Here is a 16,487-nt window from a genome sequence, read left to right on the forward strand (position 1 = left end):
TGTAAAAATTTTCAACGAATTGTTTATGGTACTTTTTTTTCATTCGAAAAAGAAATAGACTGGATCTCTTTTTGACGTATTTGCCAGTTTGACTGATTGATCGACTGTTTCATACTCGAATTTCTTTTTTTCGATGCTATATATAGAAGAAAAAGGAGTTGTTTGCTTTGCCAAAAATCAATCGTATTTTTCGATCATTGCAGCATATGCTACTTTCTCTTGGACTCGTCTATTTGTTTTTATTTATTTTAAAACGTGTCATTAATCTATTTCTTTACCAAGCATCCGATGAAGCAGTGTTACTCGAAATGCTTCAAATTAATTTTACCGATTTATTTTTCTTTGGCTTATTTTTGGCAGCGCTATTTTTTGTGTTATTTTTAAGCGCTTCGTTTATTTTATGGGTAACAGGACGCCTCTTCAAATGGGATGAAATCTTGATTCATAAACGGATTCTCTTTATCGAAAAACTATTCGTGGCGTTGTTTCCAACCTTTTTATTAGCCGGTTCGTTAAACAAAGACTCATTTGTCACGGCTACTAGCTTGATTTCCTTCTTCGCAATTTTTTCCTTTGTGTTCAAATCCAGCATTTGGGAAAAAGGCTTTAAAGAAGAATAATAACCCAAAAGGCCCCATCGAGTATGTTCGATGAGGCCTTTTGGGTTATGTCACGGAATAACAGAGGCGTCAACGTCATATCCGATGGTTTTTATTTTTTAATAAACGATGTAGACCTTCTGAAGCCACAATCATGATGACCGTATAACTCATTAAAAATAGTGGTAAAACAGCAATTCCCACTTGTGGAACTAAAAATCCAAACAACGGTGGCAAAGCAATCGCTCCGGTGTAGGCGATCGCCATCTGAATCCCCATGATTTGTTGGGCTAACGTTTGACCAAAGCGCGTCGGTGTTTCATGCAGCATGGCTGGATAAATCGGGGCACAACCAAATCCGATGAAACAAACCCCTGCTACAAGCAGTGGGTAGCGAGCTCCTTGCCATAACAAGACACTCCCCACCATAATCAATCCTTGCCCTAAGACAATCAACTGGCGATTGGTTAAGAGCATCGACATAAAACCTGAGAGAAAACGACCTAAGGTAATAAATCCAAAAAAACCTGCAACAGCCATCGCTGCTTTAGCGGGGTTAATTCCTTTGGCTTGAATCAGATAACTACTCGCCCAAAGTCCCATCGTCGCCTCGACACCAATATAAAAAAAGAAAGCATAGAGCGCGTAACGAACTTTTTTTAAGCGAATCATATTGATGAACTTCGTCTCCTGGATTTCGACGGGTGTCTGGGTCATTGCTTGGCGTGTTTCACGGCGACGCCACATCGGTAAAGTGACTACTAATAACAGAAATACGACAAACTGGATCACCGAAACGAGTCGATAGCCCATCCGCCAAGATTGATGATTGGCTAATATTTGTCCCATAATTAACGGACTAGCCAATGCACCAATTCCCCAAAAGCTATGTAACCAGTTCATATGATGGGCTTGGTAATGCCTGGCTACATAGTCATTTAGACCTGCGTCTACTGCTCCCGCCCCAAGACCTAACGGAAGTGCGGCGACGATTAACCACAGAAAACTTGGTGCTAGATAAAACCCAAATAAAGCAATCGCTGTCCCCAAAACACTGAAGGCTGTCACCTTGCCCGTTCCAGCATACCGAATCCACTTGCCACTAAAAAAGCTCGCGACAATCGTCCCCAATGAAATAGTCATTGATAAAAATCCAGCGTAACTTTGCGGGACCCCTAGCTCTCCATACATTTCCGGCCAACCCACTCCCAACAAAGAATCCGGTAAGCCTAAACTAATAAATGTCACATAAATGATCCCTAAAAATAATAACGCCATTCTCATCCTTCTTTCTTTTCCATCTACGACTTTCTATCTTTTATTATACGCGAAAGAAACAAAAAAACCGACAGCATTTCAACCCTTTCACTTACGAAAAATAAGAAAGTCAAATAGCAGAAGGTTTCGCTTTCACCATTGCAACTTTGGGTTATTATCGCTAAGATAGAGAGAGTAAATTCAATGAATAAAGGAGTCTATTATGCTAAATCCAACACAACTGATTGAAGATTTAAGAAATCTCGGCGTGAAAGAAGATGATCTCATCATTGTTCACTCTTCTTATAACGGCTTACGTGGCGCTGATCAAATTGAAGGCGGCCCTGAAGCCGTTATTGCGGCGTTAAAAGAAACAGTCAAAAAAGGTACGTTAGTCATCCCAACTTTTAGTTATGAAAATGTGTCGATTGATAACCGCGTGTTTGATGTCGAAAACACCCCTGTTTGTATTGGGATTTTACCTGAAACGATGCGGCTTTCAAACGATGTCTATCGTAGCGTCCATCCCACTCATAGTTTAGCAGCTTGGGGGAAAGATGCCGAAGCGATCACCCAAAACCATCAGTTCGACCATACCCCTGTTGGCGTCAATTCGCCATTAAGCGAAGTCTATCGTCGCAACGGCAAAATTGTCTTACTAGGCTGTCCTTTTGCACGTAACACCAGTCTACACGGTGTTGAAGAAATGATATTACCTGATTATTTATTTACCACAAACTATGATTATGACGTCACATTAGCCAATCAAGAAAAAATCACCATGAATGTCTTACGCCACGATTTTTCTGCTCACGAGCAACGATACGAACGCATCATCGACCTGTTAGAGGAAGAAAAAGACTACAAAATCGGCAACGTCTTAAATGGCCGGACCTGTGTGATGAATGCCCAAGCCACATGGGATAAAGCGCTGATTAAGTACCGTGAAGATAGTCATTATTTTGTGGATGCGTTACCCAACACTTCCTGTTAAAAATACCCGTTTCGAGTCCTTTTTCATGGGACTAGAAACGGGTATTTTTTTAAAGTGACCAATCTAAAACGGGACCAAAAGGCACAATTTGGTTCGGATTGATTGTTGGATGACTACGATAATAGTGATGTTTAATGTGATAAAAATCAACGGTCTCTTTGATTCCTGGATACTGATACAGTTCACGCGTATAACGCCATAAATGAGGATATTCTCTTAACTCTCGTAAATTACACTTAAAGTGTCCGACATAGGCCGAGTCAAAACGCACAAGTGTCACAAACAAGCGCCAATCCGCTTCCGTTAACACCTCGCCGACGAGATACTGATGCGTGCTCAAGTGCTCTTCTAATTCATCTAAGGCTGCAAACAATTGTTGTACTTCTTCTTCATACACTTCTTGCTTCGTAGCAAAACCTGATTTATACACACCATTATTGATTTGATGGTATACTTTTTCATTGATTGCGTCGATTTCAGCCCGCAGCGCTGCTGGATAGTAATCCCCTTCTTTTGCGCCAATCTCATCAAACGCGCTATTGAGCATCCGCATGATTTCGGAAGACTCGTTGTTGACGATTTTCCCTGTTTGCTTATCAAATAATATTGGCACCGTCACGCGACCACTATAATGAGGATCCACATGTGTATAAATTTGATACAAATAGTCTGCTTGGAAAATAGGATCGGGAATGACGCCTTGATCCGGCGCAAACGTCCAACCATTTTCCGCCATATATGGATTGACCACCGAGATCGAAATCATGTCCTCTAAGCCTTTGAGTTTCCGCATAATTAACGTACGACTGGCCCAAGGACAAGCCAAGGAAACATATAAATGATACCTTCCCGCTTCTGCTTTAAAGCCGGCTTCACCGCTTGGTCCTGCGCTCCCATCAGCCGTTACCCAATTACGAAACTGTGAATCTTTGCGAATAAAGTGCCCTCCAGTGCTTTTCGTGTCATACCATTCATCGTGCCACGTTCCTTCTACCAATAATCCCATAATTGATACTCCTTTCGACGTCTCTTGATTCTTTTATTATACGGGAGTGCCGCCATTTTTGCGAATAACACGCTGTTCAACCACATAAAAACCGCTACAACTAACGCCAGTCATAGCGGTTTGATCGTTATTCTAAGTTCTCCAGCCATTTATTACTGCTAAAGCGTTTATAGAAGATAAAACCACGGATCCCCCATTCAATGGTCATCACGACAAAAATTCCCACTAAACCGTAACCGAGTTGAATTCCCACCAGGTAACCAGCACCAATTCGAAAAAGCCACATACTAATCAGCGAAACAGTTGTCGTAAATTTGCCATCTCCGACTGCGCGCAATGCAGACGGCAACACAAAACTATAACACCAGGCGATTCCATGCATCACAAAGGCAACAAGATACATTCGAAAAATAATCGGAATCATTTCCGTTGGCGGGTTGAATAATTTCATGGCGAAGGGAAACAATGGTAAAAGTAACAGATCAACGGTAATAATCGCGATAATGGCTAGACGAATAAAGGAATTCGTCAGTTTTTTGACATCATTGATATTTTTACGGCCAACCGATTGTCCCACAATAGGAACGAGCGCAGTAGCGAGTGCACTGGGAATAATCTCTGCTAATTGAATCCATGATCCCGCAATGGCATTGGCGGCAATATGGGCCGTTCCGAGGCTCACAATCATCATTTGCATGATAATTTTTCCACCATTAAAAAAGAATGATTCTGCAGCAAACGGTAATGAAATCGTTAAAATATAGCGAATCATACTAAAATCAAGCGTCACAACGTTCGACCGTTTGAGACGAAAATCACTTCTATGTAAATAAAAAGCATAACTCGCAAAAAGGACGGCCGACAAGCGAGAAATCAATAACGAATAAATGAGTCCCACAATCCCTAATTGAAGATAAATAACAAAAAAGAGATTTCCTATAATATACATCACATTCATGAATAACGAATTTTTTAAGGAGTTTTGAGTAAACCCTAACCCTCTTAGACTTCCGTTAATCCCTTCAATAATAGCATGCGCCGGATAACTGAGTAAAATCCCAATAAAATACAATTTCGCATTGGCCATGACTGTCGCATCCGCTTGCCCGAATAATAAGTTCAGCACAAATTGATGAAGCACTAAAAAAAGAATCATCAAGAGGACACCCACTAAGAAGGTTGAATGGAGTACACTCCCACTCAAACGGCCGAGTTGACGATGGTCTCCTCCACCATGGGTACGAGAAATCAATACCGTTCCGCCTAACCCAATGGCTACAAAAACTTGGACTAAAAAGATATTGATACTCCCGACCATATTCACCGCACTAATCGCAGCAGCTCCGGACGAACTGATCATCGCGGTATTCATAAAATTAAAGCTAACTAAGAAAAATTGATCAATAATTACCGGCAACAAAATACTTAACGTTTCATTTGCAGAAATCCCTTCGCCTTCTAACGAATTAAAAAATTTTTGTCTTACTTTCAAAAATAGCATCCATCTTTTTCTCGCATTCTCTCTTATTTTTTTCTCGAACACTTCTCCTATGATTATTATAGCAGTATTCCTAAAATAAAGAACGCTTTCAACGTCCATAATCGACCCATCGTGGAATGTGCCCAACAATGAAAACAAAAAAACTGATTCCAGTACTGTACCGGAATCAGTTTTTTGTCTTCTATCTATCACTCTTTTTTATTAGGTCTATCTTAAAGAGGTATCGTTTATCTGAAGGAATGATACCGCAGTCTATGGTACAGTCATCCTACAGAAGATTCGATTTTCCTGACAAGTGCTCTTTCACCTAAATATCGTTCTGATATTTGCAACGACTATCTTAAAAAACAGTAGCAACGATTGGTGTCAGTTATGCTTTAAAGTCGAAAATCTTTAAGTCGGGTGCTTTTGTACTATAATCAGCTAATTTACGAACAAATTTTTGTAGCAATGGACTTTGATTATGGCTCACTATGGCCAATTGATCTTTCCAATTTTCTACCATTATAAAAGTATTTCTTTCTTCTAGTGATTCGTAAAGAGTGTAGGCCAAACAACCTTCTTCTTTTCTAGTTTCTGAAATTAATTCTTCGGCGTCCGATAGGAAATTCTCGCGTTGATTTTCTTTGATAAAAAACGAGGCATTAATCACTTTCATTTGATAGGCTCCCTCTCTTATTTAAAAGTAGTCAATTCTTTAGCATCTAGTCGGATTGAATTGTATCCTTCTTCTAACGCTTTCCCAATCGATAAAATCATGACTGGCACATAACGTTCTTTTTCTAAGCCAAATGCTTCAGCTAATTGATCTGCTTCAAATCCACCAATCGGGTTTGTATCATAGCCATGAGAACGCGCAACAAGCATCAATTGCATCGCAGCTAAACTTGAATCAATTTTTACCACATCATTCATTTCTGCTCTAGTAAAATTTTTGTAATAAGGAATGATGGCAGCTAATTGTTGATCTCGCACTTCTGGAGACATCTTACCTTCAGTGACTGCCTGATTATAAATGGCTTCTCCGTACTCATAACATTCCATATCTCCAAATATTAGGATCATTGCGGAAGAGGTATCATTTTGTCTTGTATTAAAACGGATTAATGGTTTTAATTTTTGTTTTTCTTCAGGACTCTCCACCACTACGAAACGCCAAGGTTGCATGTTTACAGATGATGGTGCGATTGTTGCTTTCTGGATCATTTCAAGCATTTCTTCGTGAGAAATTTTAATATTCTCATCGTATACTCTGATGGATTTTCTATTATAAGTGATATCTGAAAAATTATTATTGATTGTCATTATTAAACCTCTTCTTATTTGATTAATTTATTTAGTAATTGTCGTAATTGTTTCTCTTCTACGGAACTAAGTAGATCATAAAAGGGATTTTGAGAATGATCCTGTTCTTTCTCACAGCTCTCTAGATCCATTCTTGCTTTTTCGGTCATTTCTACAAAAATTTCGCGATTGTTCTCTTTATTTCTTTCTCGAATCACGTATTCTTTTTCTTCTAGAATTTTCAAATGTCTTGTAACCGCAGCGCTATCGATGTGTAACTGATGCTGTATTTGCTTTTGCGAACATTTTCCTGTTTCTTTAAGAATCATCATTAATTCATATCTGGTCAAACTAAAACCCGTCACTTCCTCAAATTTAGAGGTCATTTCTTGGTTCGCAATCTTTATCTGATAAAGAAGACTACTAAACTCTCTAAGATTCAAACTATACCTCCTTTTATATATGTAATTGACTAGTCAATCATTGACGAGTCAATCTTATAATAAAAAGATTATTTTGTAAACAATAATGATTGCTTCATTGAAAATAGGTTCGTTCCAATGGTTGCCATCTCCTCTAAAAGCGGTGAATCTGCTTCCAGATAAAAAAAAGACGCTCGTTTCCACAATCTCACCCGTGGTAACTCAGCGTCTTTCAAAAGATCGATTCGCGTATTGAAAAAAAGCGTTTCAACTTCAAAAGCTTCTATTCTTGTGAATCACTGGTGAGATCTCATTGATTTGAGTCGTCATATTTTTAGTCGAATAGTGGTTACGCCTGTCGCGAGGCTTCAGCGTTTCGCACTACGGCTGATTTTTTTCGACAATCATTTGGACCACTAACGTCATCATACCAAACAGAACACCCGCCACGGGGAAAATAATCCAACTTCTCCCCCAGTCGTTACTAATAAAACTATAAGCTAAAAATAGGGCCACGACTAACATCCAATAACTACCATAAAGAGCATCGGTCCATCGCTTACGACTTTTGATTTGCCGTGTGTATTCGCCTTCTTGGAGTAACTTAAGGTAACTACCCCAACGCATACCCGTTCGAATCAAGAGATAAACCCCACAAGAAACCATGACTAACAAAGCGGCCACCGACAAAAAAATTGCCGATTGATTCGTGGTAAATAACGAGAGTAACAATAACGGTACGGCTGATAAAATACATAAAACGACACCGAGAATAATCATTTTGGTATAGGTCGGTTGATATTGTTGTTGTTGTGCTTTGACCATCTGTGTGACACCATATTGCGTATCGAATACCTCATTTTCTAAGTACTCATACTTTTGAATTTTCAGTCCAGAATATATGAAAATGCCCACCGCTAGTGCGACAAGTAGGAGCAAGACAGTAACCCCTATACCAAGCGCTACATTTTCCGAAAGCGAAAAGATACTGGCTTGTTCAGACGCTCCCAGTAAAACAATGAGGATAGCTGGGGAGAGAATACATAAGACGACACCTAACGCTACACCTTTGGCAGAAGCTTCTACTGCTTGAAGATACTCGTGCGCTTCTTCCAAAGAAATTTGACGAATCGTACCAAAATCGGTATTCGTTTCAAGATATTCTGGCTCTTTCATATCATCGTTTAACAAATAGTCAATGCTCACACCAAAAATTTGACTCATCTGCACAATTTTGTCGACATCTGGAATGGATTGGTTTCCTTCCCATTTTGAGACGGATTGACGAGAGACTTTCAATTGATTGGCAAACTCTTCTTGCGTCCATCCTTCTTTCTTTCTTAAAGAGATAATTTTATCTGCTAACATCGTGAACACTTCCTTTTTCTCCAACTTTTTTAGAATATCTTTTTCACCTATTAGTATACCGTTTTTCAATAAATTCATACAAGAAAGTGTAGTGTACAACTTGTCAACTGCAAGGTGCTTTGATGTAACGTGGGCTTACAAGCCTTGCTAGCAGAGCGTTTTTAAGCAAAAAGTCGTATTCTCTTTTTTTGCTAACTGATTTTCATTGTTGATTAGGAAGTGAATCTTTTCACTCAAGACTAAAATCTCCTTAAGAATTCGCACTCTTTTTCTCAGGATGCTAGAAATAAACGGCTAAAAGTGCTACTATAAGAACGAATGACAGAAGTTGTTTCAGCAACTTAATGTAAAATTTTCATTTAACTTGAGGAGGATATTTTCATGACAAAACAGGCACCTGTTGCGCTAATTATTTTAGATGGTTTTGGTTTACGAGACGAGACAGTTGGAAATGCGGTGGCTCTTGCACACAAACCAAACTTCGATCGCTACTACAATGAATACCCACATACACAATTAAAAGCTTCTGGTCTAGACGTTGGACTACCTGAGGGACAAATGGGGAACTCAGAAGTTGGTCATACAAATATCGGTGCTGGTCGTACCGTTTATCAAAGTTTAACACGTATCGACAAAGCGATCTTAGATAAAGAATTCGAAGAAAATCCTGCGATTAACGAAGCGATTGACTTTGTAAAAGAAAATGACTCAAAATTACATGTTTTCGGTTTATTATCTGACGGTGGCGTACATAGCCACATTAACCATATTATTGAAACCGTCCGTGTCGCAAAACTTAAAGGATTAAAGAACGTTTACTTACATATGTTTATGGACGGCCGCGATGTTTCACCAACTTCTGGTAAATCTTACGTTGAGCAATTAAACAATGTCTTAGCTGAATTAAACTTTGGTGAAATTGCGACAATTTCTGGTCGTTTCTACGCGATGGATCGTGACAATCGTTGGGACCGTGTGGAACAAGCTTATAACGCGATTTCTCATGGTCAAGCACCGATGTTTGATTCTGCCGAAGCAATTATGGAAGCTTCTTACAATAAAGAAGTATTTGATGAATTCATTGAGCCTGCCATTGTTGCCAAAGATGGCAAACCTGTCGCAACGGTTGATGATAAAGATGCTGTCATCTTTGCAAACTTCCGCCCTGACCGTGCAATTGAATTAACGCAAGCCTTCACTTTTGAGGCATGGGATCATTTTGACCGTGGCGCAAGAAAAGACGTTAAATTTGTAACTTTCACTTTATTCTCACCAACAATTGAAGCTTCTGTGGCTTTTGCACCAATGCCGATGACAAACGTTCTTGGAGAAGTCTTATCAAACGCTGGTTTAAAACAATTACGCATTGCCGAAACTGAAAAATATCCACACGTAACATTCTTTATGAATGGTGGACGTAACGCAGAATTCCCAGGGGAAGATCGTATCTTAATCCCTTCACCCAAAGTGGCAACATACGATTTAAAACCAGAAATGAGTGCGTACGAAGTAACGGATGCCTTAGTAGCAGATATTGAAGCGGGCAACCACGAAGCCATTATCTTAAACTATGCAAACCCTGATATGGTTGGTCACTCAGGAATGGTTGAACCAACAATCAAAGCGATTGAAGCAGTCGACGAAGGATTAGGACGCGTTGTAGATGCGATTCTAGCACGTGGCGGTTATGCAATCATTACAGCCGATCACGGAAATTCCGAAACGTTATTTGACGAAAACGGTAACCCGCATACAGCGCACACGACTGTACCGGTACCGGTTATCGTGACAAAACACGATGTGACTCTCCGCGAAGGTGGCGCATTATGTGATTTAGCACCAACAATGTTAGATTTATTAGATGTTGAAAAACCAGCAGAAATGACTGGAACATCATTAGTAAACAAATAAAACAAAAAATCAGGAGCAGATGACGCTCCTGATTTTTTTTGGCCTTACTAAAAAGATTCGCAAAAAGCCACTTGAAAAAAGCAAATAGTTGACTGCTTTTTTCAAGTGGTTCTTGGGGTTATTAGGCTTATTTTAGTAATGCTTTGGCGCGGTCCAATTCTTCACGAATCAACTGATGACCATACGCATGGTGGTAATGGTCGACTTTAGTGTTGGTATCTGCTAGTGACTGATAGAGTGCTTCAAACGCTTCTTCTGAAATATACGGATCGTTCGCACCACTTGTGATCAGGACTTGGAGCTCTTTTTGGGGCTTAAAAGCTACTTCTGGTCGAACCGTTGATGGATGGAACAAGAAGGCATAGTCAAAGCTGACCGCTTCGAATTCTTTTAAAACGTTTAGGGCTAGATTCGCTCCATTCGAATAACCGATGACAGTGATTTTCTTATCTGCTAATTGATATTGTGTGATTACTTTTTGTAAGGAATCATAAAAGTCATACGTTGCACTAGCTAAACTACGTAAATCAAATGTCCCATCTTGGTAGCGCGCAAAATAGCGAGCCATTCCTTGTTCTTCTACTTCACCTTGGAACCCAATCATGGTTGCTTCCGGATCGATGTATTGTCCGATTTCAAATAAACTCGAAGCACTACCACCCGTTCCATGTAAGAGGATCAGTACATGATTATTTTTTCCGGGAATATGTATATGTCTCATTGTGTATCTCCTTTATTTGCTATTTTTGATTTGTGTACGAATATCGGCTAGTTCTTTTGCTTCTTCTTGAGATAACGGCCGCTCTTTCTCGATTTCTTTCAACCATTTCATTGCCTTTTCATTTCATTTCGCCGTTGTAACAACTCGTATTCGTAGCGATCACGATAGCCATAATGTTCCATCTTCGAAATTTTTCGTACTTCTACTGGCATTAAATGCGCCAAAATTTCTTCAGTTTGCTCTGCATAATGTGGTGGAATCAGTAAAGTCTCGCCTAATTCCTCAACCGTTTCATCAATTAAAATCCCAGGTCCGACTGTCGACAACTCAATTAAGATACCGCCTTTTTCTCTGAAATAAATCGCCTGAAAGTATTTACGATTTTTGATTTCTGTAGGCCTGTAACCTGCTTGTTTAATTTTTTCACGCCATGCCTCTAAGTCTTCTTCTTGGATTTTAAAAGCAAGGTGATGTACAGTCCCAACACCCATTTTACCAGGAGTACGCTGTTTTTTATTAAGTTCAAGCGCTCCTCCTAAGTCGTCATTAACCGTTAAACGAATCATTTCTTCGTCTTCTACGCGCCGTTCATATCCCAAAATATCTGTTAGGACGCGGAGTGTTTCTTCCGGTTGTTTCGAATACAAAACGGCCTGTTGAATCCCAATTAATGCTGCCTCTTTTGTGATTTGATCAAAGGACCATGAGTGGCTTTGATCAAATTCGCCTTCAATCAGTTCGAGTTCAAGCCCATCAGGATCCGTGAAACCAATTCTTTTTTTACCAAACCGTTCATATTCAAAATAAGGAATGTTAAACGCTGCGAGACGTGCTTTCCAAAAAACAAACGCATTGGATGAAATCGCATAAGCGGTAACGCCCACTTGTCCCGCACCCACAAATCCTTCATCACCATCTGAAAATGGAAAAGTAGTCGTTAAACCGGTGCTGCCATTCGCGTTCCCAAAGTACAAGTGATAACGATCTTTATCATCAAAGTTTACGGTTTTTTTAACGAGCCGTAAGCCTAAAATACTTGCGTAAAAATCGACATTGCGTTGCGCATGTCCGACGACGGATGAAATATGATGAATCCCTGTTGTTTTTAACATCTCGTTCCCTCCTCTGTTTTGTTTCTCTATCTGTATATTATTACGAATTCGAGATATATTCAACTGATTTGACTTATCGTGATGTACGGAGTAACAATAGGATTATTTTCAAAAATGCTTTTTAATGACGGGTCCGTTCTCTTGCCCATAGAAAAAAATGCTAGCAAACACTCGTTAGATTGTCGCTAGCATTTTTTCGATTGCTCTGTATTTCTTCTGAAAAGAAAGAATTTTTTATTCATTTCCACTTATTGATTGCGTCATTCGCTGTAATGACGTGCAGCCGCCAGTTTATCCATCCAACTCCAAACCATTATCCGCCATAGACCGTGAGATGGGATGGTAAGACAGTCACTTCTAGCGGCAATCTTTCTCCTTCGTCGCCATCGATGTTGGTCACTAATTCTTCCTCGCCTTCAAGCGTGATGACTGCCTGTTTAAACGGATGGTACACTAGATTTTCCGTTGTATCACGGACTCCTTTGATTAAATCTGGAATTGATTTGACCGTATCGAGCACATTTTGGTCTTTTAAATAAATTAAATGCAGGAGCCCATCATTCACTTTAGCATCCGGTAACAATTGTTCGAAGCCCCCAATCGAATTGGTTAAGCCAATAATCATCGTACTCGTTGTCATCTTTTTGTCGACGCCATCTAAGACTACTTGAAAGTTATAGGTTTTAGTATTCGCGAGTTGTTTAAGCCCTGATACGAAATACGCCATTTTCCCAAGTTTGGTTTTCTCTTCGCTTTCAACATCATTGAGTGCTGTGGGTATCGATCCAATCGCCACCACATTCATAAAATAAGCATCATTAATCTTCCCAATATCGAGTGTCGTCGTGTGATCGAGCGAGAAATTGGCAATGGCTTCCTCTGGGTCTAAGGAAAGCGATAAAGCCCGGGCTAAATCGTTGACCGTACCTAAAGGGAAAAAACCGAATGTTGGGCGATAGTCTTGTTCTGCTAACCCACTAATCCCTTCATTGACTGTGCCGTCTCCTCCCATCACGATGACACTATCGCACTGATTTTGAGCAGCTTCTGTCGCAAAACGAGTCGCATCCCCACTTTTTTCAGTATATTTCACGGTGACTTTATCAAAGAGACTTTCTAACTTAGCAACTGCTTTTTTTTCATAGGTTTTTGCTTTTTCTTGACCGGAACTAGGATTGACAATTAACACAACGTCTTTCATCTTTTCGCCTCCAGTAATGACTTTTTTACGGTGAACACCCTTCTTGTCGGTGTAGCATGTGATAACTCATTTTACCGTATGGCGGGAGAAGTCGTCAAAAATTAGCCTTCTAACAGAACTGTTGTTGTCTCTTTAGATAGGGAGTCCGCTATTCGTCCACCACTTTTACATGCTAAAAAAAAAGCAAATCTCTCCCTGTTTGGGTAGACATTTGCTTTTTATTTGTTGGGATGGATTAAGCTTCTGGGTTTAGCGCTTCAAAGACTTCCCATAACTGATCGCAATCTTCTCTTGGACCGATTGCTTCCATTGCAAAAGCATTTTGATCCGTTCCAGCTAAATAGTCACGTAAGTGCATTTCCGAAAATCCATGGGCCGCAGCGTCAGCGCGTGTACTACTATAGTAGACTTTTTTAATATTCGCCCACATCATCACACCGACACACATCGGACAAGGTTCACACGTTGCATACACTTCACAATCGGATAAATCCATGGTCCCTAATTTTTTACACGCTTCACGGACAACGACCATTTCCGCATGTGCAGACGGATCGGTATCCCCGCGTCACATCCTCGTGTGGTTCATCGCTACAATCACTTCGTTATGACGAACAAGCGCTGTCCCCAATAAACCGACAGCTTGACGTTTCTCTTCTGTTACTATCGCTTTAGCAGCCCAGTCAAAATAGTTATTCATGTGATTACACAATACCAAACACTTCACTATTCTTGTTGCTGTTTCGCCAAAATTATAATGATATATAAAACAAATACACTGATTGATGCTGAGACGAACGCAATATTATTTAAAAATACGATTCCTAGAAAAAACACGTCTACCATTGGAAGTAATAATCTTATGATGAAGACAATTACTGCTAATGGATTATAAACACACTCCACATCGACTTTTTTAGACGAATCTATTTCGCGTAAGTTTATAGTCCCTTTTTTATTATGGACAAAACCTATCTAAAGAGTTGTAAATTTCGATTCGATACTTTCTAGTGTTGGTAGAAATTTACCCGCATTATTTGTGTGTATTGAAAAAACATCTTGAATCCCCTAGAATTAAGTCGTCTAAAACAAATCCAAGGGGGAACTCAAGATGCTCGAACTTCATTTTATCAGAACCATGCTAGATATTCTAGACTTTACTATCATTTTTCAAGGCGAAAAAGAAAAAAATCTTTATACCAAGGAATTTATTAAAGAAGAAACGTGTCATGTTTTCCATACCACGCTTTCTTACACGCCTGATTGTTGTATCAAATATAGTATGGAAAACAATCAATGCGTTAGTAAAGGAAATCCTCCTTACCTTCCAACTTCCTTACTTAAATGGCCCTGTTGAGGCACGACAAACTACCATATTAAAGTATTAAAACGAACGACTTATGGCTTTAGAAACTTCATTCACTTCAAAATCAGAATTTTTATCAATCGTGGTAAATACTTCGAAAAGAAAAAGAAATCAAACATACAAAAAATGAACAATAAAAAGACACATAAAAAAAGAGGCTGACTCATAAGTCCAAAAATAAAGAAAAGCGCATCAAATCCATTCTCAAGAATGTTGATTTGATGCGTTTCCTATTTTTATAAACTGTCATTTTCGACTAATAAAACTACTTATGAGTCAGTCTCCTCGTGACGCAATTCTAAAAATTCGTTTAAGATGGTACAAACCCTAGTTGTTAAAGAGCCAAAATTTACCGATCCATCAGTCGCATTTTACACCGTTTTCGGACGGAGTTCCTCAGAAAACAGAGAGAAAACAATCTCTAGTGTTCGTGAGTAGATAATTATTGTCGGATCTCTTACTTTTTACTTTCTTATCCCTACATTTTTTCCAATAATCGCTTGGATTGTGCCATGTGTTCTGTATAAAGTGAATTATTTGGTTGAATGCGATGCGCCTCTTCCATGACGGCATACGCTGCTTGATGTTGCGCGATGCTTCGCAAACTATTTGCTTTATGGAACATATAATCAACCCGTTCCGGATTTTTTTCTAATAAACGATCCATCACTTGGATAGCCTCTTCGTGTTTCCCTACTTCACGTAAGTAATTCGAATAGTGATATAAGTAGAATGTCGTATCTTTCGACTGGATCCCTTGTTCAAAATAAGACTGTGCTTTTGCATGGTCGCCTTGTTTTTTGGCGAGGTTCGCTAAGTAATAGGCAAATTCTGCTGACGTCTCGAAGCCTTTTTCGTAATAGTATGTCGCACTTTCTTCATCGCCTAGTTGTTCATACGTGCGTCCTAAATAATACGTGGTTTCTAAATTACTTGGTAACTGACTTAATTGCGCAAGGGCCTCGTTATTTTTCCCTTGTCGTAACGACTGCCGAATCGCCGTGAATTCATCTTCCAACAATGGATGGCGCAAGAGTTGTTCGATGGTCGTATGGTTTAATTGTTTGGCATATGCAATCGAATCGAGACCATAATCATCGGTTACCTGAGGATTTGCGCTTGCTTGGACGAGTTCCAAGACCATATCACGATACAAAAAGCCTTCATTTCCTAAAATAACTGCTTCTAAAAGAGGCGTCCAGCTCAAGCGATTTTTTTCGTCTGCTGGGACACCAGCGGCTAATGCTTTTTGTACGACAGAGATAAAGCCTTTTTCAGCTGACGGATGCAAAGCGGTCCCACCGAATCGATTGACTTGTTTGAGATCTGGTGAAAATGAAAGAATAAGTTCAAAAACCCCGTCAAAACCATTGGCTGCAGCGGCAATAAAAGGCGACAATTGTGTTTGATCTCGTTGACTTGGAGAATAGCCTTTCCCTAACAAACACGCTACAACCGCACGCTGATTCTTCATAACCGCTACGTGTAACGGGGATTGACCTTGTTCGTTCACAAGGTCTAAATCCCACTCCTTCACGGCAGCAAGTTGTGTTAAAATCGCTTTTTGTGATTTCTGATTGAGTATGTCAAAAATCGTTTCTGTTTTATGCATCATGTCACACCTTACTTATATTTTTTACTAAAAGCGATAATTTCCGTTGTAAATACCTTATGTGATGGATAAGGTATTCTCGCGCTGATTACACCAATACCTGCATATCTCCGATTGTTAATCATCAAGAAAA

The 16,487-nt window shown here is 39.6% G+C and carries 15 protein-coding genes and 1 pseudogene; 3 read left to right on the forward strand and 13 right to left on the reverse strand.

The features are described from left to right. Positions 1-167 precede the first annotated feature (167 nt). Complete coding sequence (locus RU93_RS02745; RefSeq protein WP_071874084.1) at positions 168-620, forward strand: hypothetical protein; 453 nt, start codon at positions 168-170, stop codon at positions 618-620. Between the two features lie 75 nt (positions 621-695). On the opposite strand, the gene RU93_RS02750 is transcribed toward RU93_RS02745, so the two are convergent. Next, positions 696-1,877: an MFS transporter gene (locus RU93_RS02750; protein WP_071874085.1), complete on the reverse strand. Its 1,182-nt coding sequence runs from the start codon at positions 1,875-1,877 to the stop codon at positions 696-698. A 202-nt stretch (positions 1,878-2,079) separates the two neighbouring features. Between RU93_RS02750 and RU93_RS02755 the strand changes: the two genes are divergently transcribed. Next, on the forward strand, positions 2,080-2,850 hold the full coding sequence (locus tag RU93_RS02755) for an AAC(3) family N-acetyltransferase (RefSeq protein WP_071874086.1): 771 nt from the start codon (positions 2,080-2,082) through the stop codon (positions 2,848-2,850). Between the two features lie 49 nt (positions 2,851-2,899). On the opposite strand, the gene RU93_RS02760 is transcribed toward RU93_RS02755, so the two are convergent. From RU93_RS02760 to RU93_RS02785, 6 genes are all read right to left on the reverse strand, one after another. Continuing rightward, positions 2,900-3,856 carry a glutathione S-transferase family protein gene (locus tag RU93_RS02760; RefSeq protein ID WP_071874087.1) on the reverse strand — a complete coding sequence of 319 codons (957 nt, stop codon included), beginning with the start codon at positions 3,854-3,856 and terminating at the stop codon, positions 2,900-2,902. Between the two features lie 127 nt (positions 3,857-3,983). Beyond that, positions 3,984-5,357, reverse strand: a complete 1,374-nt coding sequence (locus RU93_RS02765; protein ID WP_071874088.1) for an MATE family efflux transporter — start codon at positions 5,355-5,357, stop codon at positions 3,984-3,986. A 370-nt stretch (positions 5,358-5,727) separates the two neighbouring features. After that, positions 5,728-6,015 carry a putative quinol monooxygenase gene (locus RU93_RS02770; protein WP_071874089.1) on the reverse strand — a complete coding sequence of 96 codons (288 nt, stop codon included), beginning with the start codon at positions 6,013-6,015 and terminating at the stop codon, positions 5,728-5,730. A 17-nt stretch (positions 6,016-6,032) separates the two neighbouring features. Then, the gene (locus RU93_RS02775) at positions 6,033-6,662 is read right to left on the reverse strand and encodes a nitroreductase family protein (protein WP_071874090.1); all 630 of its coding nucleotides are present in this window, start codon (positions 6,660-6,662) and stop codon (positions 6,033-6,035) included. A 14-nt stretch (positions 6,663-6,676) separates the two neighbouring features. Continuing rightward, on the reverse strand, positions 6,677-7,084 hold the full coding sequence (locus RU93_RS02780) for a MarR family winged helix-turn-helix transcriptional regulator (RefSeq protein WP_071874091.1): 408 nt from the start codon (positions 7,082-7,084) through the stop codon (positions 6,677-6,679). A gap of 360 nt (positions 7,085-7,444) precedes the next feature. Beyond that, complete coding sequence (locus RU93_RS02785) at positions 7,445-8,431, reverse strand: helix-turn-helix domain-containing protein (RefSeq protein WP_071874092.1); 987 nt, start codon at positions 8,429-8,431, stop codon at positions 7,445-7,447. A 381-nt stretch (positions 8,432-8,812) separates the two neighbouring features. Between RU93_RS02785 and gpmI the strand changes: the two genes are divergently transcribed. Beyond that, the gene (gene gpmI / locus RU93_RS02790) at positions 8,813-10,342 is read left to right on the forward strand and encodes a 2,3-bisphosphoglycerate-independent phosphoglycerate mutase (protein ID WP_071874093.1); all 1,530 of its coding nucleotides are present in this window, start codon (positions 8,813-8,815) and stop codon (positions 10,340-10,342) included. A gap of 127 nt (positions 10,343-10,469) precedes the next feature. Here gpmI and RU93_RS02795 read toward each other — a convergent pair whose 3' ends face one another. The 6 genes and pseudogenes from RU93_RS02795 to RU93_RS02820 all read right to left on the reverse strand — a co-directional run bounded on the left by RU93_RS02795 (position 10,470) and on the right by RU93_RS02820 (position 16,354). Beyond that, entirely contained in the window at positions 10,470-11,063 is a 594-nt protein-coding gene (locus RU93_RS02795) for an alpha/beta hydrolase (protein ID WP_071874094.1), read from the reverse strand. A 107-nt stretch (positions 11,064-11,170) separates the two neighbouring features. After that, the gene (locus tag RU93_RS02800) at positions 11,171-12,175 is read right to left on the reverse strand and encodes a VOC family protein (protein WP_071874095.1); all 1,005 of its coding nucleotides are present in this window, start codon (positions 12,173-12,175) and stop codon (positions 11,171-11,173) included. Positions 12,176-12,488: 313 nt separating this feature from the next. Next, positions 12,489-13,376, reverse strand: coding sequence for a diacylglycerol/lipid kinase family protein (locus RU93_RS02805; RefSeq protein ID WP_071874096.1), 888 nt, complete (start codon positions 13,374-13,376; stop codon positions 12,489-12,491). A 235-nt stretch (positions 13,377-13,611) separates the two neighbouring features. Further along, a pseudogene (locus RU93_RS12240) lies at positions 13,612-13,923 on the reverse strand (nucleoside deaminase); the annotation flags it as partial. Positions 13,924-13,944: 21 nt separating this feature from the next. Further along, positions 13,945-14,076: a hypothetical protein gene (locus RU93_RS12340; RefSeq protein WP_273229879.1), complete on the reverse strand. Its 132-nt coding sequence runs from the start codon at positions 14,074-14,076 to the stop codon at positions 13,945-13,947. Positions 14,077-15,220: 1,144 nt separating this feature from the next. Continuing rightward, positions 15,221-16,354: an ankyrin repeat domain-containing protein gene (locus RU93_RS02820; RefSeq protein ID WP_071874098.1), complete on the reverse strand. Its 1,134-nt coding sequence runs from the start codon at positions 16,352-16,354 to the stop codon at positions 15,221-15,223. Between the last annotated feature and the right edge of the window lie 133 nt (positions 16,355-16,487).

The organism is Enterococcus aquimarinus (genome assembly GCF_001885765.1).
GTDB classification, from domain to species: domain Bacteria; phylum Bacillota; class Bacilli; order Lactobacillales; family Enterococcaceae; genus Enterococcus_I; species Enterococcus_I aquimarinus.

Excerpts from the sequence above, each read along its gene's own strand:
- RU93_RS02755 (WP_071874086.1), top strand. The coding sequence starts at position 2,080 with ATGCTAAATCCAACACAACTGATTGAAGATTTAAGAAATCTCGGCGTG.
- RU93_RS12340 (WP_273229879.1), bottom strand. The coding sequence starts at position 14,076 with ATGAATAACTATTTTGACTGGGCTGCTAAAGCGATAGTAACAGAAGAG.
- RU93_RS02820 (WP_071874098.1), bottom strand. The coding sequence starts at position 16,354 with ATGCATAAAACAGAAACGATTTTTGACATACTCAATCAGAAATCACAA.
- RU93_RS02750 (WP_071874085.1), bottom strand. The coding sequence starts at position 1,877 with ATGGCGTTATTATTTTTAGGGATCATTTATGTGACATTTATTAGTTTA.
- gpmI (WP_071874093.1), top strand. The coding sequence starts at position 8,813 with ATGACAAAACAGGCACCTGTTGCGCTAATTATTTTAGATGGTTTTGGT.
- RU93_RS02770 (WP_071874089.1), bottom strand. The coding sequence starts at position 6,015 with ATGAAAGTGATTAATGCCTCGTTTTTTATCAAAGAAAATCAACGCGAG.
- RU93_RS02760 (WP_071874087.1), bottom strand. The coding sequence starts at position 3,856 with ATGGGATTATTGGTAGAAGGAACGTGGCACGATGAATGGTATGACACG.
- RU93_RS02765 (WP_071874088.1), bottom strand. The coding sequence starts at position 5,357 with ATGCTATTTTTGAAAGTAAGACAAAAATTTTTTAATTCGTTAGAAGGC.
- RU93_RS02795 (WP_071874094.1), bottom strand. The coding sequence starts at position 11,063 with ATGAGACATATACATATTCCCGGAAAAAATAATCATGTACTGATCCTC.
- RU93_RS02775 (WP_071874090.1), bottom strand. The coding sequence starts at position 6,662 with ATGACAATCAATAATAATTTTTCAGATATCACTTATAATAGAAAATCC.
- RU93_RS02805 (WP_071874096.1), bottom strand. The coding sequence starts at position 13,376 with ATGAAAGACGTTGTGTTAATTGTCAATCCTAGTTCCGGTCAAGAAAAA.
- RU93_RS02785 (WP_071874092.1), bottom strand. The coding sequence starts at position 8,431 with ATGTTAGCAGATAAAATTATCTCTTTAAGAAAGAAAGAAGGATGGACG.
- RU93_RS02800 (WP_071874095.1), bottom strand. The coding sequence starts at position 12,175 with ATGTTAAAAACAACAGGGATTCATCATATTTCATCCGTCGTCGGACAT.